We start from the raw sequence: 20998 nt of genomic DNA on the forward strand, positions 1-20998 counted from the left end.
CGCCGCATGGCCGATTTCCCGCAAGCGCCGAGCTATGTTGCCGATCCCGCGATCCTCAAACTGGGCAACGCCTTCTACGATGTCGTGGAGGCAGCGGACTTCCCGCAGACGGTCTTGCGTTTCCGCAACGATCGCGCCGCGGCCGAAAGCGGGCTGGACGGCCTGAGCGATGACCGGTGGCTCGCGCATTTCGGCCGCTTCGATCCGCTGCCCGGCAACCTGCCGCAGCCGCTCGCGCTACGCTATCACGGCCATCAGTTCCGCAGCTACAATCCCGAGCTCGGCGACGGTCGCGGATTCACCTTCGCGCAGATGCGCCGCGGCGACGGCGCGCTGGTCGAGCTCGGCACCAAGGGCTCGGGCCAGACGCCATGGAGCCGCTTCGGCGACGGCCGCCTGACGCTCAAGGGCGGCGTGCGCGAAGTGCTGGCGACCGAGATGCTCGAGGCGCTCGGCGTCAGGACGTCGCGCAGCTTCTCGCTGATCGAGACCGGCGAGGCGCTCCAGCGCAATGACGAACCCTCGCCGACCCGCTCGGCAGTGCTGGTCCGCATGAGCCTCGGCCATATCCGCATCGGCACCTTCCAGCGCCTCGCCTATTTCGGCGATGCGGAGAATATGCGCCGGCTGGTCGACTATTGCCTGACCGAGATGTTCAACGTCGAACCGGGCGAAGATCCGGTCGCGCAATTCTTTGAGCTGGTGGTCGATGGCACGGCGGCGCTGGCGGCGAGCTACATGGTCGCAGGCTTCGTCCATGGCGTGCTCAACACCGACAATATCAACGTGATGGGCGAGAGTTTCGACTATGGCCCGTGGCGCTTTGCCCCGGTGTTCGACCCCGGTTTCACCGCCGCCTATTTCGACCATAGCGGCCTCTACGCCTATGGCCGCCAGCCCGATGCGATCCTGTGGAACGTCGCCCAGCTCGCCGTGTCGCTGCGCCTGATCAGCGAAGCCCCGCCGCTGATCGAGCGGCTGGAACGGTTCGAGCCGCTCTATCGCCGCCATTATGCCGCGCCGCTCCTTCGCCATCTCGGCGTCGCACCGGGCGCGCCCGACGCGGATCGCGACTGGGCGCTCAAGGATGCGATCGACGACGCGCTGATCGCCACCCGATGGCCGATCGACCGCTTCTTCTTCGACGCATTCGCCGGTGCGCTGCCCGCAGGCTATGGCCCGGAGTGGGACAAGGTCCGCGCGGCGCTTGCCGGCTATGCCCCCCTGCCGCACGCCCGCACGCACCCCTATTTCTCGGATGCCGAGCCCTGTTCGATGCTGATCGACGAAGTCGAGGCGATCTGGTCCGCGATCGACCGCGACGACGACTGGGCACCGTTCGGGGCCAAGATCGCGGCGATCCGCCGCATGGGTGACGCACTAGGCGGCCAGGCCGGGCATCGCTGAGGTGGAATCCGCCCTCGAATTGGTGCTAGCCTCTCCTATTCACGAGGCCGGGATTTTGGGCTGTTCTGATTGTGTTCAGCCGATAGCGGTTTGACCTGGGCGAGCGCCATCGGCGGTGTTTTTCACCGTGTCAGGAGCGATGGGCTTTTCAGGGTTGAAGGACGAGGGCTCGGGGTCTGGGCGGCGCTGCCGCGCTGGCTATGTAGGAGTTGGCCGGAAGCTGGTGGCGATGTCTTTGAACACGCTGGCATCCGGGCAGGCTGAAGCGAAGGCAATGCGGATACGCGAGGCGCTTTCGATGACGCGGGCAGCGACCTTGAGCAGCCGCAGGCGCAGGGTCGCGAACTCGGCAGCGGCCAGCGCGGTGGCCTTGGGAATGGCCTGCTGGATGCGCCACATCAGCCAGTAGGCGGCGGTGTGCAGAATGAGGCGCATCTGGTTGGCATTGGCTGAGCGGCACGAAGTGCGATCGCTGGCGAGCTGCGACTTGTGGCGCTTGATCAGGTTCTCGGCCTGGCCGCGCGCGCAGTAGAGCGTGTCGTAGATATGCTCGGCCGATCCGTCCTGAAGCGAGGTAACGACATAGCGGATGTCCATACCCAGCGTGCTGGCCTCGATCCGGGCGACGACGCGGCGCCGACACTTCCAGCTTTTGGCGCCGTAGCGGGTCTCGGCATAGTTGCGCAGGACGGGGTATTGGCGCTGAGCGCGCTTGACCGCGCAGGCATCGGCGGCCGCGACGATGACCGGATCGGCACGCAGCGCGGCGTTGGTTGGCAAGCCGAACACGTAATCGACGCGGTGCGCCTCGCAGAACGCCATGACCTCGGGCCGCCCATAGTGCCCGTCACCACGGATGGTGATGTGGGTATCGGGCCAGTGCCGGCGGATATGGCGCACCAGGCGCCGGATGTGGCCGGCAGCTTCGGCGCCCGACGGCGTCTTGCCGGTCCGCAGCAGCATCGCCACCGGGCGGCCGGTCGCAGTGTCGTAGACGTGGATCGGCAGGAAGCAGCGCTCACCGTGATGACCATTCCAGAACGACAACTGCTGGTAGCCGTGGACGACATCGCAGGTATCATCGATGTCCAGCGTCACCGCCGCCGGCGGGGCGGGATAGCTGGCGCAGTAGATGTCGATCATCGCACCCATCATCCTGGCCAACTCACGCGTGGTCGGTGCATTCTCCCACCTGCTCATCGTCGGTTGGCTCGCAAGCCCGGCACCTGATCCCGGCAACTTGCCCAGCGCCAGGCGGAAGCCTGGATCGTCGCGCAGGGCATCGAGATCATCGGCATCCTCATAGCCGCAGGCGATCGCGAACGTGCGGGCACGCAGGATGTCATCGAGGCGATGGATCACCCGCGCAGGATCGCGCGGGTCGGCAATGCAAGCCGCAAGCCGACGGCAGATCCCCATCGCGCGCTCGGCCTGCGCCAGCAGCAGCACACCGCCATCCGAGGTCAGCCGGCCACCGTCGAACGCGGCTGTGAGCTTTTTGCCGCCAATGGCTGGAAACGAAAATCCAAGCGCGTTATCCTCGCTCTCGGCGGGTGTGGCCTGTGGCATTTTTTGCCTCGCTGCAGGACTGGTCTAGACACCCATTTTCCTACTGCAAAGCAAACGCTTACGCCACTCCCGCCAACCCTTCACCCCCACCGCGGTGAATAATTCAGGCTAGAGCGACCGCATCCTTGGGGTCCAATCCGAAGAAAGAACAGATGTCGGGATCCGAAATCATTTCGACCGAACCTGCGACGGGCGCGGTGCTCTGGCGCCGCCCGATCGGCGATGTCGATGCCGAAGTCGCCGCGGCCCGTGCAAGCTGGGCCGACTGGGCGGCCCGCCCGCTCACCTACCGGATCGAGGCACTGCGCCGCTTCGCCAATGTCGTCCGCCAGAAATCCGAAGCCTTCACCGACCTGATCGCCCGCGAAACCGGCAAGCCGCTCTGGGAAGCCCGGACCGAGGTCGAGACGGTGATCGCCAAGGTCGACATATCGGTAACGGCCTTCTCCGAACGTACCGGTCAGCGCCGGATCGAGGCGCCGATGAACACCCGCCTCGCGCTGCGGCACAAGCCGCACGGCGTGCTCGCGGTGCTCGGTCCCTATAATTTCCCGGCGCACCTGCCCAACGGCCACATCGTCCCCGCCCTGCTCGCGGGCAATGCGGTGGTGTTCAAGCCATCGGAAAAGACCCCCGCAACCGGCGCCTTCCTCGTCGAATGCTATCACGCGGCGGGCATTCCCGAAGGCTGTATCCGTCTGCTCATCGGCGGACCGGACGAGGGCAAGGCACTGGCCGGGCATGACGGGATCGACGGCCTCCTGTTCACCGGATCGGCGCGCACGGGCATCGCGCTCAACCGCGCCTTCGCCGCGAAGCCCGAGAAGATCCTCGCGCTCGAGATGGGCGGCAACAACCCGATCCTCGTCTGGTCGACGCCGGATATCTATTCGGCTGCGGTGCTGGTCATCCAGTCGGCCTTCACCTCCGCCGGGCAGCGCTGCACCGCCGCGCGGCGGCTGATCGTCGATGAGAAGCTCTACGATCCGCTGCTCGAAGAGGTGAACAAGCTCATCGGCCGGCTGATCGTCGGCGAGCCGCATGCCGATCCGGCACCCTTCATGGGGCCGGTGATCGACAACGACACCGCCGACCTGCTGACCGAGAGCTTTCTCGAGCTCTCTTTCATGGGCGGCCGGCCGTTGCGGCACATGGAGCGCCCCGTCGATGGCCGCCCCTTCCTCACGCCGGCGATGATCGACATGACCGATGCGAAGGAAAAGCCCGATGTCGAGCTGTTCGGCCCGATCCTCCAGGTGATCCGCGCCAGGACGTTCGAAGAGGCGATCGCTGAGGCGAACAATACCCGCTACGGCCTGTCCGCATCGCTGGTGAGCCAGGATCCCAAGCTCTACGATCAGTTCTGGGCGAACATCCGCGCCGGCATCGTCAACTGGAACCGGCCGACCAACGGTGCCAGCTCCGCGGCGCCCTTTGGCGGGATCGGCTGGTCGGGCAATCACCGCCCAAGCGCTTTCTACGCGGCCGACTATTGCGCCTATCCGGTGGTGTCCTCCGAAGCGGAGCAGGCGCGTGTTTCGATGGGGGTCGGCATCCGCGACGCGTAAGGGAAAGCGGGATTGCGACAAGCCGCGGAACTCCCGTGCCGCACATGGATTGTGCGCGGCGTGACCTTCCTGCCCGACGCTTCCTCCCGTTTCGCCCGTGCCCGGCGCCTCCACCGCGAGGCGGCCAACTGCCTTACTTTGGCTGTGGGGCAGAAGGACCTCGCCTTCGCCGGAGAGCTGATCGACGAAGCGATGCGCCTTACCCGGCGCGCCCGCGAACTGGCCGCCTAGCCCCAAAGATTCCCTAGGCGTCCCCCAAGCAACCATCGGTTGCCGCAAACGGCAGCTGGGACCATCTGCCATCCATGGCTTCCCTGCTCGATCCTTCCGCGCGCGGGCGCGTGATTCTGGTCGGTGCCGGTCCGGGCGATCCGGGTCTGCTGACCGTGCGCGCCGTCGAGGCGCTGAAAGCGGCCGACGTGCTCGTCCATGACGGGCTGGTCGATCCGCGCGTGCTCGACCTCGCCCCCCAGGCCCACCGCATCTCCGTCGCCAAGCGCCGCTCCAGGCACACCGTGCCGCAGGACGGGATCAACGCGCTCATCATCGCGCATGTGAGAACCGGCGCGATCGTCGTCCGCCTCAAGGGCGGCGACCCCTTCATCTTCGGCCGTGGCGGCGAAGAGGTCGAGGCGGTGCGCGCCGCCGGTCTGCCGGTCGAGGTGATTCCGGGCGTCAGCGCCGCGCTCGGCGGCGCGGCCGAGGCGATGCTCCCGCTCACCCATCGCGACTGGTCGAGCGCGGTCACCTTCGTCGCCGGCCAGTGCAAGGGGCTGACCGATCAGGACTGGTCGGGCCTCGCCGGCAAGGGCCGCACCCTCGTCATCTACATGGGCGTCGCGACCTGCCCCGACATCGCCGAGAAGCTGATGCGCGACGGCGTCGCCCCCGACATGCCGGTCGCGGTGCTCGAACGCGCCACGCTCGACGGCAGCCGCGCGATGCGAACCCTGCTCGCCGACCTCGGCCCGATGGTCGAGCGCGAGAAGGTGCAGAGCCCCGCGATCATCGTCGTCGGCGAGGTGGTCGCGCTCTCCGACGCGCAGGACAAGCTCGCCAACTGGGCGAAGAAGGCCGAACTGATGCACGGATTCGACGCATGAAGATCCTCACCGGAAACGATCTGCCCACGGGCGACGTCACCTGGTGGACCGGCTCGGGCTGGTCGCGCCATGTCGAGGACGCCGTCGATGTCGGGGATCAGGGCGAGGCGATCGCCCATGCCGAGGAAGGCGCGCGCCGCGTCAACGGCCCCTATGTCATCGACGCGACGGAAACCCCCGAGGGCCCGCGCCCCGCGCATATCAAGGACCGCATCCGCGCGCTCGGCCCGACCGTGCGCCCGGACCTGACGCTCAAACCCGCCGATCCCAATGCCGGCAGCTGGGTGATCTGAAATGTACAAATACGACGAATATGACCACTCGATCGTCGCCAGCCGCGTCGAGGAGTTTCGCGATCAGGTGAACCGCCGCCTTGCGGGACAGATCACCGAGGACCAGTTCAAGCCGCTCAGGTTGATGAACGGCCTCTATCTCCAGCTTCACGCATACATGCTGCGCGTCGCGGTGCCCTATGGCACGCTCGACAGCCGCCAGATGCGGATGCTCGCCCATATCGCGCGCAAATATGACCGCGATTACGGCCATTTCACCACGCGCCAGAACATCCAGTATAACTGGATCAAGCTCGAGGATGCGCCCGATATCCTCGCCGAGCTGGCGACGGTCGAGATGCATGCCATCCAGACCAGCGGCAACTGCATCCGCAACATCAGTTCGGACCAATATGCCGGCGCCGCAGCGGACGAGCTGACCGATCCGCGCCCCTGGGCCGAGCTGCTGCGCCAGTGGAGCACCTTCCACCCCGAATTCAGCTACCTGCCGCGCAAGTTCAAGATCGCGGTGATCGCCGCGGACGAGGATCGCGCCGCAATGCGCCTCCACGATATCGGCCTCCAGATCGTCGAGAAGGACGGCGTCCACGGCGTCGCCGTCTATGTCGGCGGCGGCATGGGCCGCACCCCGATGATCGCGCCGCTGATCAAGGATTTCGTGCCGTTCGACGATTTCGTCAGCTATATGGAAGCGTGCCTGCGCGTCTATAATCGCTACGGCCGCCGCGACAATATGTACAAGGCGCGGATCAAGATCCTCGTCCATGAGATCGGCGCCGACAAATACCGCGAGGAGGTCGAGGCCGAGTTCGCCGCGGTCAAGCAGCTCGGCATCGATCCGCCCCGCGCCGAGTTCGACCGCATCGCCGCGCATTTCGCCGACCCGGCGTTCGAGACCGGCCTGCCGGACGAGATCGACCGCAGCGACCCCGACTTCGCGGTCTGGCTCGACCAGAATGTCGCCGCACACAAGGCGCCGGGCTATGCGATCGTCAACATCAGCCTGAAGCCCACCGGCGGCATCCCCGGCGACGCCAGCTCGGCGCAGATCGACCTGATGGCCGACCTCGCCGAGAAGCACAGCTTCGACGAGCTGCGCGTCACCCATGCCCAAAACATCGTCCTGCCGCATGTCAGGAAGGCGGATCTCTACGCGATCTGGCAGCAGCTGCGCGAAGCGGGCCTGGCCGAGGCGAACCTCGACCTCATCACCGACATCATCGCCTGCCCCGGCCTCGATTATTGCTCGCTCGCCAATGCCCGCTCGATCCCCGTGGCACAGAAGATCGCGACCCGCTTCGCCGATCTCGGCCGTCAGCGCGAACTGGGTGAACTCAAGCTCAAGATCAGCGGCTGCATCAACGCTTGCGGCCATCACCATGCCGGGCACATCGGCATCCTCGGCGTCGACCGTAAGGGGGTCGAGAATTACCAGCTCTCGCTCGGCGGATCGGGTGCAGAAGATGTGTCGCTCGGCCAGATCACCGGCCCCGGCTTCAGCGAGGACGGCATCGTCGACGCGGTCGAGAAGGCGACCGACGTCTATCTCGCCCGGCGCGAAGCTGGCGAACGCTTCGTCGATACCTATCGCCGTATCGGCATGGCCCCGTTCAAGGAGGCCATTTATGGCTGATCAGACTCTGCGCTTCCGCAACGACGAGGTGCATGACGAGCCGGCGGTGACGCTCGACTCCTTCCTCGGCCAGTCCAACGCCACCGCCGTCCGCCTCGAATCGAGCGACGACGCACGCGCGCTGCTGCCGCATCTCGAACGGCTGTCGCTGGTCGAGGTCAGCTTCCCCAAATTCCGCGACGGCCGCGGCTATTCCGCGGGACGCATCCTGCGCGAGGCGGGCTATACGGGCGAGTTGCGCGCGCAGGGCGACGTGCTGGTCGACCAGATTCCGCTGATGCGCCGCTGCGGCTTCGACAGCTTCGCGCCGGAGGCGGAAGTGGACGAAGCCGTGCTCGCCGCGTCGCTTGCCCGCTACGACCATGTCTACCAGGCCGCGGCTGACCCCGCCGTGCCTGTCTGGAAACGGCGGCATGGCTAGCGTGGCTCGCCAGATCGACCGCATCGATACCGCTCCGGCGTTCACGGAGCGCGACGCGCTGCGTCTCAACAACCTGTTCCGCGGCGTGCCCACGGTCGAGATGCTGCGCACCGTCCTTGCCGAGCAGATGGCCGGCGATATTGCGATCGTCTCCTCGTTCGGCGCGGAATCGGCGGTTCTCCTCCACCTCGTCGCCAGCATCGATCCCTCGGTGCCCGTGATCTTCCTCGATACCGGCAAGCATTTCCCCGAAACGCTCGCCTATCGCGACCAGCTCGCCGCACGCCTCGGCCTGACCAACCTGCGCATCGTCACGCCGGACGCCGAGGTGATCGCGAAGAAGGACGAGACCGGCCTGCGCTGGTCCTACGATCCCGATGGCTGCTGCGAGATCCGCAAGGTGATCCCGCTCGAGAAGGCGATGGCCGGGTTCGATGCCAGCATCACCGGGCGCAAGGCGTTCCAGGCCAGCACGCGCAACGCGCTGCCCCGGTTCGAGGTGGACGCGGCGGGCAAGCTCAAGGTCAACCCGCTCGCCGACTGGACCAAGGCCGATCTCGACGCCTATTTCGTCGAGCACGACCTGCCGGCCCATCCGCTGGTGGCAGAAGGCTATCTGTCGATCGGCTGCGCGCCCTGCACCAGCAAGGTCAAGCCGGGCGAGGACGCCCGCTCGGGCCGCTGGGCCGGCTGGGACAAGACCGAATGCGGCATCCACACGCCCGTCGCGGACGGCGATCCCGACCAGCCGATGTTCTGAGAGTCATTTGAGGCGGGTCCGGCCCGCAATCAGGTGAACAGCGGTGCCGTCAGCAGCACGACCACCAGGCTTTCCACCATCGCGATCGATGCGAACCCGAAACCGGCGAGCAGGCCGCGCTTGAGGTGCTGCGCGAACCACCGCGCCTGAACCAGCCCGAACGCGCTCAAGCCAACCCCGCCCACGACCAGTCCGGTGACCCCCGCCCATAGCGGGTGCAGCTGGAGCAGGATGCTGGCCACGCTCATCGTCAGCGCGAACGGCGCGGCGGCATAGCATTGCGCATAGAAGGGACGGCGCAGCGAGTTGCGCGTCAGGCCATGGCGCTCGAGCCGAACCATCCGCGCCGCGAAGATCAGCGGAAAGATGCTGAAGATCACCAGCCGCATCAGCAACAGGCTGGTGTCATCGGTCACGAGTGCCGCCAATCCCCGCTTGCTCGCGATCAGCGGGCTGTCGCCCACCACCACCAGCTCCAGCCCATGCGCAAGCAAGAGCGAAATCAGCAGGAACAACGGCGGACGCAGCGTATCGGTATATTGCTGCTCATCGGACTGACCCAGCTCGCGATCCGAATAGTCCATCATCGCGAGCGGCCGCGTCAGCGCGCGCCATAGCGTGATGGGATAAAAGATCAGCCACGACATCACCTCATAGAGCAGCTCGTCGAGCGACTTGAGCATTGACATGAAATTCATTGCTACCGGACCTTTCGCCCCTGCCTCGGCATTTCTAGGATGATCATGCGTCGCTCAACCGCGACTCGACAAGGTTCAAGCATTTGTCCCGTTGGAACAGGAGCCTCCCGATGAACCGCCTCCCCCCTTTCACCGCCGCCGCCGCGATGTCCGCAGTAGCATGCATATTCGCGGCCCCGGCGATGGCGCAGGATATTCCCAGCGACCTGCGCGACATGGTCTATGCCCGCGCCGGACAGGCTGAGGCCGAGTTGCAGCGGCGCGGCTATGTCGCGGTCCGTACCGAAACGGGCAGCGACCGTATATGGACCAACTGGTGGAATGCCGATCGCCGCCAGTGCGTGTCGATCGTGACGCGCAACGGCCGCTACGATTCGATCGTCACCGCCCCCGCGCCCGATTGTCGTGGCGGCGGCCGGCCAGGCCGTCCCGACCGGCCGGGTTGGGACGATCGTCCTGGCCGCCCGGACCGCCCGGACTGGGATGATCGTCCCGGCCGGCCGGACCGCCCCGGCGGCTGGCCCGGCGGCCGGCCGATCTCACTCGGCCTGATCTGCTTCGGCGAGGGGCAGAAGCCCGCCGCCGCCAATCGCTGGGGCTGGCAGTGGAACTGGGACAGCAACCGCTATGATTTCGGCAATCGCACCGAGCTGACCACGCAGCAATTCGACGCATCGGTAACGATTCAGCTCTGGGATGGCGGCGGCCGCATCCGCCTGCCGCGTTCGCTGATCCCGCCGATCCATTCGGGCGGGACCAACCGGGACGGCTGGTGGGATCTGTATGATGTCTACCAAGATCGCGGCCAGATTCGCGCCATCTACCGCCTCAACGGCCCGAACAAGCCGCGCGTGACGATCGATCGGCGCAGCGGCCGGATCAATATTCAGGGTTTTGCCAGCTATCGCTTCCGGGGCAGCTGCGACACGATCGACGGCGCCCGCCACCAGCGCTTCTGATCACGGTATGGCCGGACGGCGCGCCGGGATACTCTCGGCTGGCGCCGTCCGGCAAATCCGGAAAGTCCGCAATGGCCGACGCGCGGTTGCAATGTCGGATTTCGACTGCTGCAGTCCCGGCGCCGGAATCTTGACCGCTCCGTGAACCGTCGATCCCCGTTTGGCAGCCGCTGCCCAAACCCGTCCAGTTCCTCAGCCGGTCAACTGCCCGTGCGCGATAGCGTGACGTTTGGGACTTCCCGCGCGGCCGTCACTCGCCATAGGGCATCTCGACATCGCCCACATAGTCGCTGAACCGCGTGAAGCTCGATTCGAACCGCAGCAGCACCTTGCCCGTCGCGCCGTGGCGCTGCTTGGCGATGATCAGTTCGGCCAGCCCGTACACGCGCTCCATCTCCAGCGCCCATTTGGCGTGATCCTCGAACGTCTTGGGATCGTCGCCTTCGCGCGGCCGCTTGGGCTCGCGCGCCGCGACGTAATAATCCTCGCGGAACACGAACCAGACCATGTCGGCGTCCTGCTCGATCGACCCCGATTCGCGCAGGTCGGACAGCATCGGACGCTTGTCCTCGCGGCTTTCGACCGCGCGGCTCAGCTGCGACAGCGCGACCACCGGCACGTTGATGTCCTTGGCCAGCGTCTTGAGGCCGCGGCTGATCTCCGAAATCTCCTGAACGCGATTGCCTTCGCGGTTGTTGCCCGATCCCTGCAGCAGCTGGAGATAGTCGACGATCACCATGCCCAGCTCGCCGTCATGCTTGGACTGCAGCCGGCGGACACGGCTGTGCAACGCGCTGATCGTCAGGCCGGCGGTATCGTCGATATAGAGCGGCAGCTGCTCCAGATCCGCCGCCGCCGCCGCAAGCTGCGCGAACTCGGCCTTGCTGATATTGCCCATGCGCAAAGCCTCGGACGCGATCCGCGACTGTTCGGACAGGATGCGCAGCGCCAGCTGGTCGGCCGACATTTCGAGGCTGAAGAACGCCACCTTGGCGCCGATCGACTGTTTCGGCGGAATGCCGAGGCGAATGTCGTCCATCAGCCGCCGTGCGGCGTTGTAGGCGATGTTCGTCACGAGCGACGTCTTGCCCATGCCTGGACGGCCGGCGAGGATGATCAAATCCGAGTGGTGCAGACCGCCGATCCGCCCATTGACCGAATCGAAACCGGTGGTGACGCCGGCCACGCCGCCGCCCGCGCTCTGCGCCTTCTTGGCATTCTCCAGCGCGATCTTGGTCGCCTCGTTGAACGTCTTGACGGTGTTGGCGGTGCCACCATCCGCCGCGACCTTGAACAGCGCCTCCTCGGCCTTGTCGATCTGCTCGCGCGGATTGACGTCCTCGCTGGTATCGAGCGCCTTCTCGACCATGTTGCGACCGACCGTCACCAGCTCGCGCAACAGCGCCAGGTCATAGATCTGCCGCGCGAACTGCCGCGCGCCGATCAGCCCCGCGCCCGATCCGGTGAGCTGGGCCAGATATGCCGGGCCGCCCAGCGTCGCCATGCCCTCGTCCTTCTCGAACAGCGGCTTCAGCGTCACCGGCGTCGCCAGCATGTCGTTCTTTCGCAGCGTCTTGATCGCCTTGAAGATGCGGCCGTGCACCGGCTCGAAGAAATGCTGGTCCTGAATGACCTCGACGATGTCGTCGGCCAGCCGGTTGTCGATCATCATCGCGCCGAGCAGCGCGGCTTCCGCCTCGACATTCTGGGGCAGTCGTGGGGCGGCGTCCGCCGGGGCGGTTGGAAGTGTCGCAAGCGTGGCCATGCGCGCCTTATCTACCGCTGCGTCCCGCCGCTCAAGCGCCGCGCGGCTGTTTAACATGTGGACGAGTATGCCCCGCCGCCCCTAGATGGCACGAAATGAGCGACCCGCGGATCATCGATGTCACGCTGGACGAGCGCACCATCCTGTGGCGCTCGGCCGATATCGAGCAGGAACGCCGCATCGCGATCTTCGATCTGATCGAAGAGAACAGCTTTGCCCCGCAGCGCGCCTATCCGAACGGCTATGCCGGCCCCTACCGCATCGCCCTGTCGGTGCAGGAAGGCCGGCTCCAGCTCGACATCAAGCGCGACGACGACGCACTGCTGGAAACGCTGATCCTCGGCCTCGCCCGTTTCCGCCGCCCGATCCGCGACTATTTCGCGATCTGCGACAGCTATTTCCAGGCGATCCGCCATTCGACGCCGGCGCAGATCGAGACGATCGACATGGCGCGCCGCGGCATCCATGACGATGCCGCCCGGACATTGATCGAGCGGCTGGAAGGCAAGATCGAGATCGATTTCGCGACTGCGCGGCGGCTGTTCACGCTGATCTGCGTGCTGCACATCAAGGCTTGAGTAACGGGGGAAGACGGAAATTGCGGCGGGGGCTGATTGGGGCCGGGATCATGATCGTGATCCTGGCGGCGGCGGGCATGTTCGGCTGGCGGTACGCTGTGAACTGGGCGCCGGCGCGTAGCGACTATGCCGTCCAGGGCATCGACGTGTCGGAGGCGAGCGGCGCGATCGATTGGATGACCGTCAAGGCGAACGACGTCGATTTCGCCTATGCCCGCGCGACGGTCGGCGCTGCGGGGCGCGACGCCAGCTTCGCGCGGAACTGGGCGGAGATCGAGAATATGGGACTGCGTCGTGGCGCGATCCATGTCTTCTCGCTTTGCGCGCCTGCCGAGGCGCAGGCTGGCGCTTTCGTTGCCACCGTACCGCGCGATCCCGAAGCGCTGCCTGCCGCAATCGACCTCGCTTTTGACCAGGGCTGCCCGGCGCGCCCGTCACGCGATGTGGTCCTGACCGAAATCCGGCGTCTCGCCGCAACGATGGAAACGCATAGCGGAAAGCCTGCGATCCTGCGCATCACGCCGGAGTTCGAAGCGCAATATCAGGTCGGCAGCGCGATCCCGCGCCCGCTGTGGAGCACGGGCTTCTACCGCGCTCCGGACTATTTCGCGCGCCCCTGGGCGATGTGGCAGAGCAGCACGATCCGCCGTATCGATGGCGTCGAACGGCCCGTGAACTGGAATGTGGTGGCACCATGAATGACGAGATCAGCGACGAGATTGCCGGCACCCTGATCGCTGCCGCCCGTGAAGCCGCGCGCCATGCGCATGCGCCCTATTCCAATTTCGCGGTGGGCGCCGCGCTGTTGATGACCGATGGCAGCATCGTCACCGGCACCAATTTCGAGAATGCGAGCTATGGCCTCTCGCTGTGCGCGGAGACGGTCGCGGCCGCGCGTGCCAATGCCGAGGGCAGATTGCGTGACATCGTCGCCGTAGGGATCATCGGCGGGATGATGCGTGGCGGCGTGGCGCATGGCACCGAGCCGATCCGCCCCTGCGGCCGCTGTCGGCAGGTGCTCAACGAAGCCGCGCAGATGGGCGGCCGCGACCTGACCATCTATTGCGCCGGCGCCGAGGGCGTGGCGTATGAGACGCACCGCCTGTCCGAGCTTCTGCCGCATGCGTTCGGGCCCGCGGATCTCGGGATCGGCGGTTGACCTTGCCGCCCGCCCAATGCCTCGCCTAGAGCTTGGCGATGAGCATTCTTTCCGACCGCTGGATTCGCGAACAGGCCACGCAGCACGGCATGATCGAGCCGTTCGTCGAGGCGCAGCGGCGCGAGGGGTGCATCAGCTACGGTCTGTCTTCCTACGGCTATGACGCGCGCGTCGCCGACGAGTTCAAGATCTTCACCAATATCGACAGTGCGGTGGTCGATCCCAAGGACTTCTCGTCCAACAGCTTCGTCGATCGCCAGACCGACGTCTGCATCATCCCGCCCAACAGCTTCGCGCTGGCGCGGACGGTCGAGTATTTCCGCGTCCCGCGCGACGTGCTGGTGATCTGCCTCGGCAAATCGACCTATGCGCGCTGCGGGATCATCGTGAACGTCACACCGCTCGAACCCGAATGGGAAGGCCATGTGACACTGGAATTCTCGAACACCACCCCGTTGCCCGCGAAGATCTACGCGAACGAGGGCGCGTGCCAGTTCCTGTTCCTGAAGGGGAACGAGCCGTGCGAAACGAGCTACGCCGATCGCGCCGGCAAATATATGGGACAGCGCGGCGTCACCCTGCCCCGCTTGTGACTGGCGCGGGCGGAACCGGTCCGCCCGCGAGAAGCACTCAGCGCGACGCCTGACGCGCGGCGTCGAGCAGCCGAAGGCCGCGATTGGCAACCAGATGCGACGGCGCGACCTGCCCGTCGGCGACATCCATCGCAACCGGATCGAGCACCAGCACGCGATCATAGATCGCCCGCGCTTCGCTGTGACGGCCCGTCTTCGAATAGACCGCGGCGAGGTTGAGCAGGACTTCGGGCTTGGCCGGGAAAATCCTCTGTTCGGCCAGCAACTTGCGTTCCGCCGTCGCATAGTCCCCCGCCTGGATCGCCACCTTGGCATAGGGGTCCGCGCGAACCTGCGCATGCGCCGCCGGACTCAGCGCCAGCGGCGCGGCAAGGACAATTGAGGCTAGAGCAACACGCACGACATCTTCTCCTGTTTGTTACAATTCAATGACACAAACGTGTCATTGATGTTTCAAACCGGCAAGTGCGAATGTTGCACTTTTATGACTTACAATCGACGGTTCCCGATTGCGGAGGATGCACGCGTTAGAATCCAGCGCCGGACAAAGAAAAAGGGGCGGCCGAAGCCGCCCCTTGATCGAAGTCCGATGCGGAAACCCGCAATCAGAAGTCGTTGCGATACTGCTCGTTGCCCACGAAGCCCAGCTTCGTGACCGCGGACCGCTTGATCACCGCGAGCGTTTCGTCGACCACCTCGTACCGCGCCTGCGGATCGGGCTGGAAGTGCAGTTCCGGCTCGGGGCGCATCTGAACGCTCTGATCGAGATACTGGCGCAGCGTGAGCAGATCGATCTGGCTTCCGTTCCAGAAGATGTTGCCCTGCGGGTCGATCGTGATCTTGTTCTTTTGCGGCTCCACCGGCGGCGGCGTTGTCGGGTTGGTGTTCTGAGGCAGATCGACCTTCACCGCGTGCGTCTGGGCGGGGATGGTGACGATCAGCATGATGAGGAGCACGAGCATGACGTCGATCAACGGCGTCGTGTTCATTTCCATCATCGGCTGGCCATCGTCCTGACCTCCGGCGCTCATTCCCATGATGTCTACTCCTGAACTTTATTGCGCCGCGACGCCGGGCGTCGGCTGGGAAATGAACCCGACCTTGACGAAACCTGCGCTCTGCATCGTGTAGATCACGCCACCGATGCAGCGGTAAGGCGCATTCACGTCACCGCGGATATGCACTTCCGGAATATCCTCGGGCGTGATGTTGTCGCCAAGCCGATCGACCACGGCCTTCAGCTTGTCCGAGCTCTTCTTGAGCAGATCGGCGCTGTTGATCGGCGCCATGTTCCAGAAGACCTCGCACTTGGTGCCTTCACCGCGCACCGCGAGCAGCACGTTCTCCGGCTTGGTCTCGTTCGGCTGGAACTGCACCTTGGGCAACTCCAGCTCGACCGACTGGATGGCCACCGGGATCGCGATCAGGAAGATAATAAGGAGCACCAGCATGACGTCCACGAGGGGCGTCGTGTTGATGTCCGACATCGGTTTTTCTTCGGCGGAGTCTCCGCCTACACTCATCGCCATTGGCGCAATCCTATCTTTCGCATCCTGTCCCCGGACCTGGGTCCGGAAGGCGGCCGCGCGGCACTGGCCGCGCGGCCGTCAGTCGATGTCAGGCCTTGGCAGTCGTGGTCGCAACCGGCGGCGCCTTCGGCGCAGCGGCCGGAGCCTTCTTGCCGGCGGACGGCTTCACGCGGCCGTCCGAAGCCAGATAGCCGAGCACGTCGTTCGCGAAGCCGCTCATCTGCTCCTGGATCGCCTTGTTGCGGCGCTGCAGCCAGTTGTAGGCAAGCACGGCCGGAACGGCGACGACGAGGCCGAGCGCGGTCATGATGAGCGCTTCACCCACCGGGCCGGCGACGGTGCCGATCGACGCGTCACCCGCCGCACCGATCTTGATCAGTGCGCGGAAGATGCCGACGACGGTACCGAACAGACCGATGAACGGCGCGGTCGAACCCACGGTCGCGAGGAACGCGAGGCCGCCGTTGAGCTGCGAGTTGATCGAGTCTTCCGAACGCTTGAGCGAGCCGTGCAGCCAGTCATGCGCTTCGATCGGATCGGTCAGTTCCTTGTACTGGTCCTGCGCGAGGAGCGCATCGTCGACCAGCTGGCGATAGGCCGAATCCTTCTCGAGCTTCGCTGCGCCTTCGCGCAGGCTGGCGGTGTTCCAGAAGGTCGCGCGAACGCGCTTGTACTGGTTGAGGATCTTCTGCTGCTCGAACACCTTGGTGAACAGGATGTAGAGCGAAAAGAAGAGCATGACCGTCAGGATGGTGGCGGTACCCCAGGCAATCACGCCGCCTTCGTTCATCGCGTGCAGGATGTCGAAGTTGGTGGGCGGCGGGGCTCCGGCAGCGGCTCCGGCGGCGAGAATGGTCGTCAGCATGTTCAGTTCTTTCCCTTGCAAGAATGTTGGTCAGCGCGGGGCGGCGGACCGGATTCACGTTCAACTACTCTTGGATCTGCCACCGGAAACGGAGCGACTTGCGTCCGCCATTGGTGGGATTTCCGGCCGCGTCCAGCGCGGGCGAATAACGGCCGCGGCGTTCGACCAGGCGGCAGGTCGCCTGATCCAGCGCGGACGAGCCCGACGACGAGGTGACCGAGCACCCCTCGATTCGGCCCTGTGCGTTCACGTTGAACGAGATGCCGACCGAACCCTGTTCGCCGGCGCGCAGCGCGGACGGCGGATAGTCGTCGTTGGTCACCCAGCTGCCCGGATTGCCCTTGGCGGCCGCGGCCTTGCTGATCGCAGGCGGTGGCGGCGGTGGCGGCGGTGCGGGCGGCGCCGGCGGTGCCGGCGGCGTGGGCGGCTGGCTGGGCGGGATCACGGTAGTCGTCGCGATCTGCGGCGCCTGGCTCTGCACGGGAACGACGGAGGGCGGCACGACGACCGTGGTCGGCGGCGGCGGAACCGGCGTGTCCGGCGGCGGAGGCGGAGGCGGCACTTCCTCAGGCGGAGGCGGCGGCTCTTCGATGTCGAAGACGTCCATCTTCTCCACCTTTTCTTTGACAAATTTGTAAGCGAGGCCGGTTACGAACACGTAACCCAATGCCGCCAGAATGATCGCCACGATCACGCTCGCAACGACACGGCTGCCTCCTACATCACGATCTGCGTAGGCCATTCAGCAACATAACTCCTTCATTCGGCCGCGCCGTTGCCCGGCACCTTGGCATCTTTATCGGCGTGGCTCGACCCGTGGCCGTTGTATGACCACTGGCAGAGGCGCGAGTCCTATCGCGGCGATTTGCGTGACGCAAACGCTTTGTCGGACGCAATAAACGTATAATCCGCCCATGGCAGAAATATTTCTGTATGCCGCAATCACATTCGCCTACCCTCGTCGCCATGTTCCGGACCCGTTTCATTTCGCTTTCCGCCGCGATTGCCGCAACTTCGCCGCAATTGTTAACGTCCGCCACCGCGCAGGTCGTTGCCCAGCCGGCAACCGTCGCCATCCCCTATGCCGAGGTCGCCGATCTGGTACTCGGTTCCCCGGTTCTGCTTGATGCTCAGATCCGTAGCGCGGCGCGAATCAAGGGCCCGGAGGCTGCGAACGTCGCGCCGGGCCGGGTCCGTTTCTACGTCGAAGCCGATGTTCTGGCATTGATTCGCGCGCCAGGGGCGATGCCGACACGGGTCGGCTATGTCGTCGATGTGCCGCTCGACGCCCGCGGCAAGCTGCCCAAGCTCAGCAAAAGGCGGGTGCTGCTGTTCGCGCGTCCCGTTACGGGGCAGGCGTCGATGGTTCAGCTCACCACGCTCGATTCGCAGCGCGACTGGTCGCCGGAGCTCGACGCACTCACGCGCCGGGTCGTGCAGGAAGTGGTGGCGCCCGACGCGCCGCCGGCGATCACCGGGCTCGGCAATGCCTTTCACGTCCCCGGCACCCTGCCGGGCGAGGGCGAGACGCAGATCTTCGTCCAGACCGCGACCGGCGCCCCCATCTCGCTTTCGATCCTGCGCCGCCCGGGCGAACAGCGGCGCTGGGCGGTCGCGCTCGGCGAAGTGGTCGACGACGCGGCTGCGCCGCCGCCGCGCGACACGTTGCTCTGGTATCGCCTCGCCTGCGGCCTCCCGCGTGCGCTGCCGCGTACGAGCACCGAGAATGAGGAACCGGCCAACGCCGCTATCGCGCGCGAGGATTACGTATTCGTGCTACAGCAGCTCGGCGCCTGCCGCCGCTGAGGCGGGCGGAGAGGAGAAGCGCCATGCGAGCATTGTCGATCATCCCCCTGCTGGCGGGCCTGGCAGCCTGCGTCCCGATGTCGGATTCCAATGAAACGATGCTGACCGGCACCGTGACCTATCGCGAGCGGATTGCGCTGCCGCCCGATTCGCGTGTGATCGTGACGATCAGCGATGTGTCGCTGATGGACGCACCATCAGTCACGATTGCCCAGAATCAGATCACCACCGCGGGCCAGCAGGTGCCGATCTCCTTCGCGGTGAGCTATGATCGAGCGCGGATCCAGCCGGGGCGGACCTATGCGGTTTCGGCGCGCATTCTCGACAAGCGCGGTCAGCTTGCGTGGATCACCGACACGCAAAACCCGCTGCCGCCGCCCGGGCAGAGCATCGAACTATGGCTGGTTCAGGCCCGGCGCTGAAGCGGGGTTGTTGAGCGCTCCCGGCGCTGCAGTGCCGGCCCGCTCCCCATCCGGCCACCCACGCCAGTGTATCCTGATGGGTGGCCGGGTGGGGGAGCGGGCCGGTACCGCCTCGAACAAGAATGTCAGCGCCGGTGGCGGACAAGGGTGATGCCGATCTTCTCGTCCGCCTCGGCGATGGCCAGCTTGACGATCTCGACCTGAACGCGCCGGATCCGCTCGTCGCCGGTGAAGAGCGTGTCGGCGATATGATCGGCAACGCCCTCGATCAGCGTGAAATGCACACCTTCCGGTAGCGCGGCGGACGCAGCGTGCTTCAGGTCGATATAGCTCTTCGAGGCGCTGAGCGGCGTGTCGGGCGCGAAATGCGCAGGCGGCACCATATCGACGGTGATCGAGATGCGCAGCGGCTGCGGGAGGTGGGTCTCCTCGGAGTAGATGCCGGTGAGCACCTGAACCTCGAAGTCGCGGACCTGGAGCTGAAGAAGATCGTGCAAGAAACCATGCCTTCCGGAAGGAAGCCGCGCCCATAGCAGAACGGGCGGCGGCGGAAACCCTCCAGGCTCGGAGCTGGATTCGGCTGGGCTGAACCCAATTCTAAGCCTGCGCGCTCGGCCGCGCGGACGCCTCCGCATGCCAGCGGCCGAGATGCACCAGCCGTTCCGGCACCGTCAGTTTGGCGGCGCGCGCGAAATCGATCGTCACCAGCGCGGTGATGTCGGCGAAACTGTAGCCGCCGCCAGCGATCCATTCGCGATCCTCCAGCCGGCGGTCGAGCGCGCGGGTGAACCCGTCCCACATCTGGGCACCGCGCTCCGCCAGCTCGGGAATCTGCGCGATCGAAAGTCCCGCATCGGGAATCGCGCGATCCTTGAACGCCGGCACCGTGTTGCGCAGCACATAGACCACGGCGGCGTAGCCATCGCCCTCGATCCGGCGGGTCCAGCTTTCGATCCGGCCGATCTCGATCGCGGTGGTTCCGAACAGCGACGGCTCGGGGTGGAGCGCCTCGAAATAGCGGCAGATCGCCGCCGATTCGCACAGAACCTCGCCATCGTCGAGTTCGAGCGCAGGGACCGCGCCGCGCGGGTTGATCAGCAGATAGGCATCGCCCAGCTGTTCACCGCTGCGCAGGTCGATCGCCTCGCGCGGCACCTCGATCCCCTTCTCGGCCAGGAAGATGCGCACCCGGCGCGGGCTCGGCGCCCAGGGCGCGTCATAGAGCTTCATCGCAGACCTCCGATCGGAATCGCTTTGAGTCCTTGATCCATGGGCGCTAAAGGCGCGCGCCCCCGGCGTCCACCCCCGGGCGCGCTGGAGTTTGCCGCTTGTTCCATCTGGTGCCGCTTGCCGATGTTCCCGAGCCGGGAATCGAACTGTTGCTCGATGCGGCGTTCGGCGCGGATCGGCATGGCCGCACCGCCTATCGCGTGCGCGAGGGCATGCGCGCGATCCCGGGCCTCAGCTTCGCCGCGATCGAAGGCGACCTACTGGTCGGCAGTATCCAGTGCTGGCCTGTCGCGCTGGCGGCCGATGACGGGAGCCATGTTCCAATGGTCATGGTCGGCCCGGTCGCCGTCTCGCCCTTGCGTCAGAATATCGGGATCGGGCGCGCGTTGATGTGGAGGGCGATCGAAGCCGCGCAGGCGGACGGCGAACCGCTGATGCTGATCGGCGACCCCGAATATTACGCCCAGTTCGGGTTCGATGCGCAGGCGACGGGCCAGTGGCGCCTCCCCGGCCCGTTCGAGCAGCGCCGCCTGCTCGCGCGCGACCATGCACCCGACCGCGCCGGGATCGTCGGACCGCGCTGACTCTTTACCCTCCCAACCCTTTACCGGCGTGCGTAAAAGCGCCTAACGGCTTGGCG

Annotated in this window: 26 protein-coding genes; 16 read left to right on the forward strand and 10 right to left on the reverse strand. The window is 65.8% G+C overall.

Annotated elements, in window-relative coordinates:
* Positions 1-6: 6 nt before the first annotated feature.
* Positions 7-1407, forward strand: a complete 1401-nt coding sequence (locus BDW16_RS07360) for a protein adenylyltransferase SelO family protein (RefSeq protein WP_066580321.1) — start codon at positions 7-9, stop codon at positions 1405-1407.
* A gap of 198 nt (positions 1408-1605) precedes the next feature.
* Here the strand turns inward: BDW16_RS07360 and BDW16_RS07365 are convergent, their stop codons facing one another.
* Entirely contained in the window at positions 1606-2976 is a 1371-nt protein-coding gene (locus tag BDW16_RS07365) for an IS1380 family transposase (RefSeq protein WP_066582092.1), read from the reverse strand.
* Positions 2977-3128: 152 nt separating this feature from the next.
* Here BDW16_RS07365 and astD point away from each other — a divergent pair, with 152 nt between their 5' ends.
* The 7 genes from astD to BDW16_RS07395 all read left to right on the forward strand — a co-directional run bounded on the left by astD (position 3129) and on the right by BDW16_RS07395 (position 8754).
* Positions 3129-4544: a succinylglutamate-semialdehyde dehydrogenase gene (astD, locus tag BDW16_RS07370; protein ID WP_066580342.1), complete on the forward strand. Its 1416-nt coding sequence runs from the start codon at positions 3129-3131 to the stop codon at positions 4542-4544.
* 12 nt (positions 4545-4556) lie between these two features.
* A complete protein-coding gene (locus tag BDW16_RS21070; RefSeq protein WP_125958857.1) occupies positions 4557-4775 on the forward strand; it encodes a hypothetical protein in 219 nt (72 codons plus the stop codon).
* 74 nt (positions 4776-4849) lie between these two features.
* Entirely contained in the window at positions 4850-5647 is a 798-nt protein-coding gene (gene cobA, locus BDW16_RS07375) for a uroporphyrinogen-III C-methyltransferase (protein ID WP_066580344.1), read from the forward strand.
* Positions 5644-5940, forward strand: a complete 297-nt coding sequence (locus tag BDW16_RS07380) for a DUF2849 domain-containing protein (protein ID WP_066580347.1) — start codon at positions 5644-5646, stop codon at positions 5938-5940. The genes cobA and BDW16_RS07380 overlap by 4 nt, the downstream gene beginning before the upstream one ends.
* A 1-nt stretch (position 5941) precedes the next feature.
* Positions 5942-7573 carry a nitrite/sulfite reductase gene (locus BDW16_RS07385; RefSeq protein ID WP_066580349.1) on the forward strand — a complete coding sequence of 544 codons (1632 nt, stop codon included), beginning with the start codon at positions 5942-5944 and terminating at the stop codon, positions 7571-7573.
* Positions 7566-7994 (forward strand): DUF934 domain-containing protein, encoded by a 429-nt coding sequence (locus tag BDW16_RS07390; RefSeq protein WP_066580351.1) that lies wholly within the window; start codon positions 7566-7568, stop codon positions 7992-7994. The genes BDW16_RS07385 and BDW16_RS07390 overlap by 8 nt, the downstream gene beginning before the upstream one ends.
* The gene (locus BDW16_RS07395; protein ID WP_066580353.1) at positions 7987-8754 is read left to right on the forward strand and encodes a phosphoadenylyl-sulfate reductase; all 768 of its coding nucleotides are present in this window, start codon (positions 7987-7989) and stop codon (positions 8752-8754) included. Before BDW16_RS07390 ends, BDW16_RS07395 begins: the two co-directional genes overlap by 8 nt.
* Positions 8755-8783: 29 nt before the next feature.
* Here the strand turns inward: BDW16_RS07395 and BDW16_RS07400 are convergent, their stop codons facing one another.
* Complete coding sequence (locus BDW16_RS07400; protein WP_066580355.1) at positions 8784-9452, reverse strand: hypothetical protein; 669 nt, start codon at positions 9450-9452, stop codon at positions 8784-8786.
* A gap of 110 nt (positions 9453-9562) precedes the next feature.
* Between BDW16_RS07400 and BDW16_RS07405 the strand changes: the two genes are divergently transcribed.
* Positions 9563-10411, forward strand: a complete 849-nt coding sequence (locus BDW16_RS07405) for a hypothetical protein (protein ID WP_241230586.1) — start codon at positions 9563-9565, stop codon at positions 10409-10411.
* A gap of 250 nt (positions 10412-10661) precedes the next feature.
* Here BDW16_RS07405 and BDW16_RS07410 read toward each other — a convergent pair whose 3' ends face one another.
* On the reverse strand, positions 10662-12176 hold the full coding sequence (locus tag BDW16_RS07410) for a replicative DNA helicase (RefSeq protein WP_066580356.1): 1515 nt from the start codon (positions 12174-12176) through the stop codon (positions 10662-10664).
* Positions 12177-12271: 95 nt separating this feature from the next.
* Between BDW16_RS07410 and BDW16_RS07415 the strand changes: the two genes are divergently transcribed.
* From BDW16_RS07415 to dcd, 4 genes are read left to right on the forward strand one after another with little or no spacing between them, the layout of a single operon-like run.
* Positions 12272-12754, forward strand: a complete 483-nt coding sequence (locus tag BDW16_RS07415; protein WP_066580358.1) for a UPF0262 family protein — start codon at positions 12272-12274, stop codon at positions 12752-12754.
* A 50-nt stretch (positions 12755-12804) separates the two neighbouring features.
* Positions 12805-13452: a GH25 family lysozyme gene (locus tag BDW16_RS07420; RefSeq protein ID WP_066580360.1), complete on the forward strand. Its 648-nt coding sequence runs from the start codon at positions 12805-12807 to the stop codon at positions 13450-13452.
* On the forward strand, positions 13449-13913 hold the full coding sequence (locus BDW16_RS07425; protein WP_066580362.1) for a cytidine deaminase: 465 nt from the start codon (positions 13449-13451) through the stop codon (positions 13911-13913). Before BDW16_RS07420 ends, BDW16_RS07425 begins: the two co-directional genes overlap by 4 nt.
* A gap of 38 nt (positions 13914-13951) precedes the next feature.
* Positions 13952-14506, forward strand: coding sequence for a dCTP deaminase (gene dcd / locus BDW16_RS07430; protein WP_066580364.1), 555 nt, complete (start codon positions 13952-13954; stop codon positions 14504-14506).
* A gap of 37 nt (positions 14507-14543) precedes the next feature.
* Here dcd and BDW16_RS07435 read toward each other — a convergent pair whose 3' ends face one another.
* The 5 genes from BDW16_RS07435 to BDW16_RS07455 all read right to left on the reverse strand — a co-directional run bounded on the left by BDW16_RS07435 (position 14544) and on the right by BDW16_RS07455 (position 17642).
* Positions 14544-14906 carry a tetratricopeptide repeat protein gene (locus BDW16_RS07435; RefSeq protein WP_083954383.1) on the reverse strand — a complete coding sequence of 121 codons (363 nt, stop codon included), beginning with the start codon at positions 14904-14906 and terminating at the stop codon, positions 14544-14546.
* Between the two features lie 205 nt (positions 14907-15111).
* Complete coding sequence (locus BDW16_RS07440; RefSeq protein WP_066580365.1) at positions 15112-15543, reverse strand: ExbD/TolR family protein; 432 nt, start codon at positions 15541-15543, stop codon at positions 15112-15114.
* An 18-nt stretch (positions 15544-15561) separates the two neighbouring features.
* Entirely contained in the window at positions 15562-16035 is a 474-nt protein-coding gene (locus BDW16_RS07445) for an ExbD/TolR family protein (protein ID WP_066580366.1), read from the reverse strand.
* 88 nt (positions 16036-16123) lie between these two features.
* On the reverse strand, positions 16124-16900 hold the full coding sequence (locus tag BDW16_RS07450; protein ID WP_066580368.1) for a MotA/TolQ/ExbB proton channel family protein: 777 nt from the start codon (positions 16898-16900) through the stop codon (positions 16124-16126).
* A 64-nt stretch (positions 16901-16964) separates the two neighbouring features.
* Positions 16965-17642 carry a TonB family protein gene (locus tag BDW16_RS07455; RefSeq protein WP_066580369.1) on the reverse strand — a complete coding sequence of 226 codons (678 nt, stop codon included), beginning with the start codon at positions 17640-17642 and terminating at the stop codon, positions 16965-16967.
* A 281-nt stretch (positions 17643-17923) separates the two neighbouring features.
* Between BDW16_RS07455 and BDW16_RS07460 the strand changes: the two genes are divergently transcribed.
* The gene (locus BDW16_RS07460; protein WP_066580483.1) at positions 17924-18706 is read left to right on the forward strand and encodes a hypothetical protein; all 783 of its coding nucleotides are present in this window, start codon (positions 17924-17926) and stop codon (positions 18704-18706) included.
* 23 nt (positions 18707-18729) lie between these two features.
* Positions 18730-19128 (forward strand): YbaY family lipoprotein, encoded by a 399-nt coding sequence (locus BDW16_RS07465; protein WP_083954384.1) that lies wholly within the window; start codon positions 18730-18732, stop codon positions 19126-19128.
* 125 nt (positions 19129-19253) lie between these two features.
* Here BDW16_RS07465 and BDW16_RS07470 read toward each other — a convergent pair whose 3' ends face one another.
* Both BDW16_RS07470 and BDW16_RS07475 read right to left on the reverse strand, forming a co-directional pair.
* Positions 19254-19625, reverse strand: coding sequence for a dihydroneopterin aldolase (locus tag BDW16_RS07470; RefSeq protein ID WP_066580372.1), 372 nt, complete (start codon positions 19623-19625; stop codon positions 19254-19256).
* 100 nt (positions 19626-19725) lie between these two features.
* A complete protein-coding gene (locus BDW16_RS07475) occupies positions 19726-20358 on the reverse strand; it encodes a glutathione S-transferase family protein (protein ID WP_066580374.1) in 633 nt (210 codons plus the stop codon).
* A gap of 98 nt (positions 20359-20456) precedes the next feature.
* Here BDW16_RS07475 and BDW16_RS07480 point away from each other — a divergent pair, with 98 nt between their 5' ends.
* Positions 20457-20942, forward strand: a complete 486-nt coding sequence (locus tag BDW16_RS07480; RefSeq protein WP_066580376.1) for a GNAT family N-acetyltransferase — start codon at positions 20457-20459, stop codon at positions 20940-20942.
* Positions 20943-20998 lie beyond the last annotated feature (56 nt).

Origin of the sequence: Sphingomonas koreensis (assembly GCF_002797435.1) — a bacterium.
GTDB classification, from domain to species: Bacteria; Pseudomonadota; Alphaproteobacteria; order Sphingomonadales; family Sphingomonadaceae; genus Sphingomonas; species Sphingomonas koreensis.

Coding starts and splice junctions, on each gene's coding strand:
- BDW16_RS07385 (WP_066580349.1), top strand. CDS start 5,942: ATGTACAAATACGACGAATATGACCACTCGATCGTCGCCAGCCGCGTC.
- BDW16_RS07475 (WP_066580374.1), bottom strand. CDS start 20,358: ATGAAGCTCTATGACGCGCCCTGGGCGCCGAGCCCGCGCCGGGTGCGC.
- BDW16_RS07415 (WP_066580358.1), top strand. CDS start 12,272: ATGAGCGACCCGCGGATCATCGATGTCACGCTGGACGAGCGCACCATC.
- BDW16_RS07400 (WP_066580355.1), bottom strand. CDS start 9,452: ATGAATTTCATGTCAATGCTCAAGTCGCTCGACGAGCTGCTCTATGAG.
- BDW16_RS07420 (WP_066580360.1), top strand. CDS start 12,805: ATGATCGTGATCCTGGCGGCGGCGGGCATGTTCGGCTGGCGGTACGCT.
- BDW16_RS07455 (WP_066580369.1), bottom strand. CDS start 17,642: ATGGCCTACGCAGATCGTGATGTAGGAGGCAGCCGTGTCGTTGCGAGC.
- BDW16_RS07360 (WP_066580321.1), top strand. CDS start 7: ATGGCCGATTTCCCGCAAGCGCCGAGCTATGTTGCCGATCCCGCGATC.
- BDW16_RS07390 (WP_066580351.1), top strand. CDS start 7,566: ATGGCTGATCAGACTCTGCGCTTCCGCAACGACGAGGTGCATGACGAG.
- cobA (WP_066580344.1), top strand. CDS start 4,850: ATGGCTTCCCTGCTCGATCCTTCCGCGCGCGGGCGCGTGATTCTGGTC.
- BDW16_RS07395 (WP_066580353.1), top strand. CDS start 7,987: ATGGCTAGCGTGGCTCGCCAGATCGACCGCATCGATACCGCTCCGGCG.
- astD (WP_066580342.1), top strand. CDS start 3,129: ATGTCGGGATCCGAAATCATTTCGACCGAACCTGCGACGGGCGCGGTG.
- BDW16_RS07425 (WP_066580362.1), top strand. CDS start 13,449: ATGAATGACGAGATCAGCGACGAGATTGCCGGCACCCTGATCGCTGCC.
- dcd (WP_066580364.1), top strand. CDS start 13,952: ATGAGCATTCTTTCCGACCGCTGGATTCGCGAACAGGCCACGCAGCAC.
- BDW16_RS07445 (WP_066580366.1), bottom strand. CDS start 16,035: ATGGCGATGAGTGTAGGCGGAGACTCCGCCGAAGAAAAACCGATGTCG.
- BDW16_RS07365 (WP_066582092.1), bottom strand. CDS start 2,976: ATGCCACAGGCCACACCCGCCGAGAGCGAGGATAACGCGCTTGGATTT.
- BDW16_RS07410 (WP_066580356.1), bottom strand. CDS start 12,176: ATGGCCACGCTTGCGACACTTCCAACCGCCCCGGCGGACGCCGCCCCA.
- BDW16_RS07440 (WP_066580365.1), bottom strand. CDS start 15,543: ATGGGAATGAGCGCCGGAGGTCAGGACGATGGCCAGCCGATGATGGAA.
- BDW16_RS07405 (WP_241230586.1), top strand. CDS start 9,563: ATGAACCGCCTCCCCCCTTTCACCGCCGCCGCCGCGATGTCCGCAGTA.
- BDW16_RS07380 (WP_066580347.1), top strand. CDS start 5,644: ATGAAGATCCTCACCGGAAACGATCTGCCCACGGGCGACGTCACCTGG.
- BDW16_RS07465 (WP_083954384.1), top strand. CDS start 18,730: ATGCGAGCATTGTCGATCATCCCCCTGCTGGCGGGCCTGGCAGCCTGC.
- BDW16_RS07450 (WP_066580368.1), bottom strand. CDS start 16,900: ATGCTGACGACCATTCTCGCCGCCGGAGCCGCTGCCGGAGCCCCGCCG.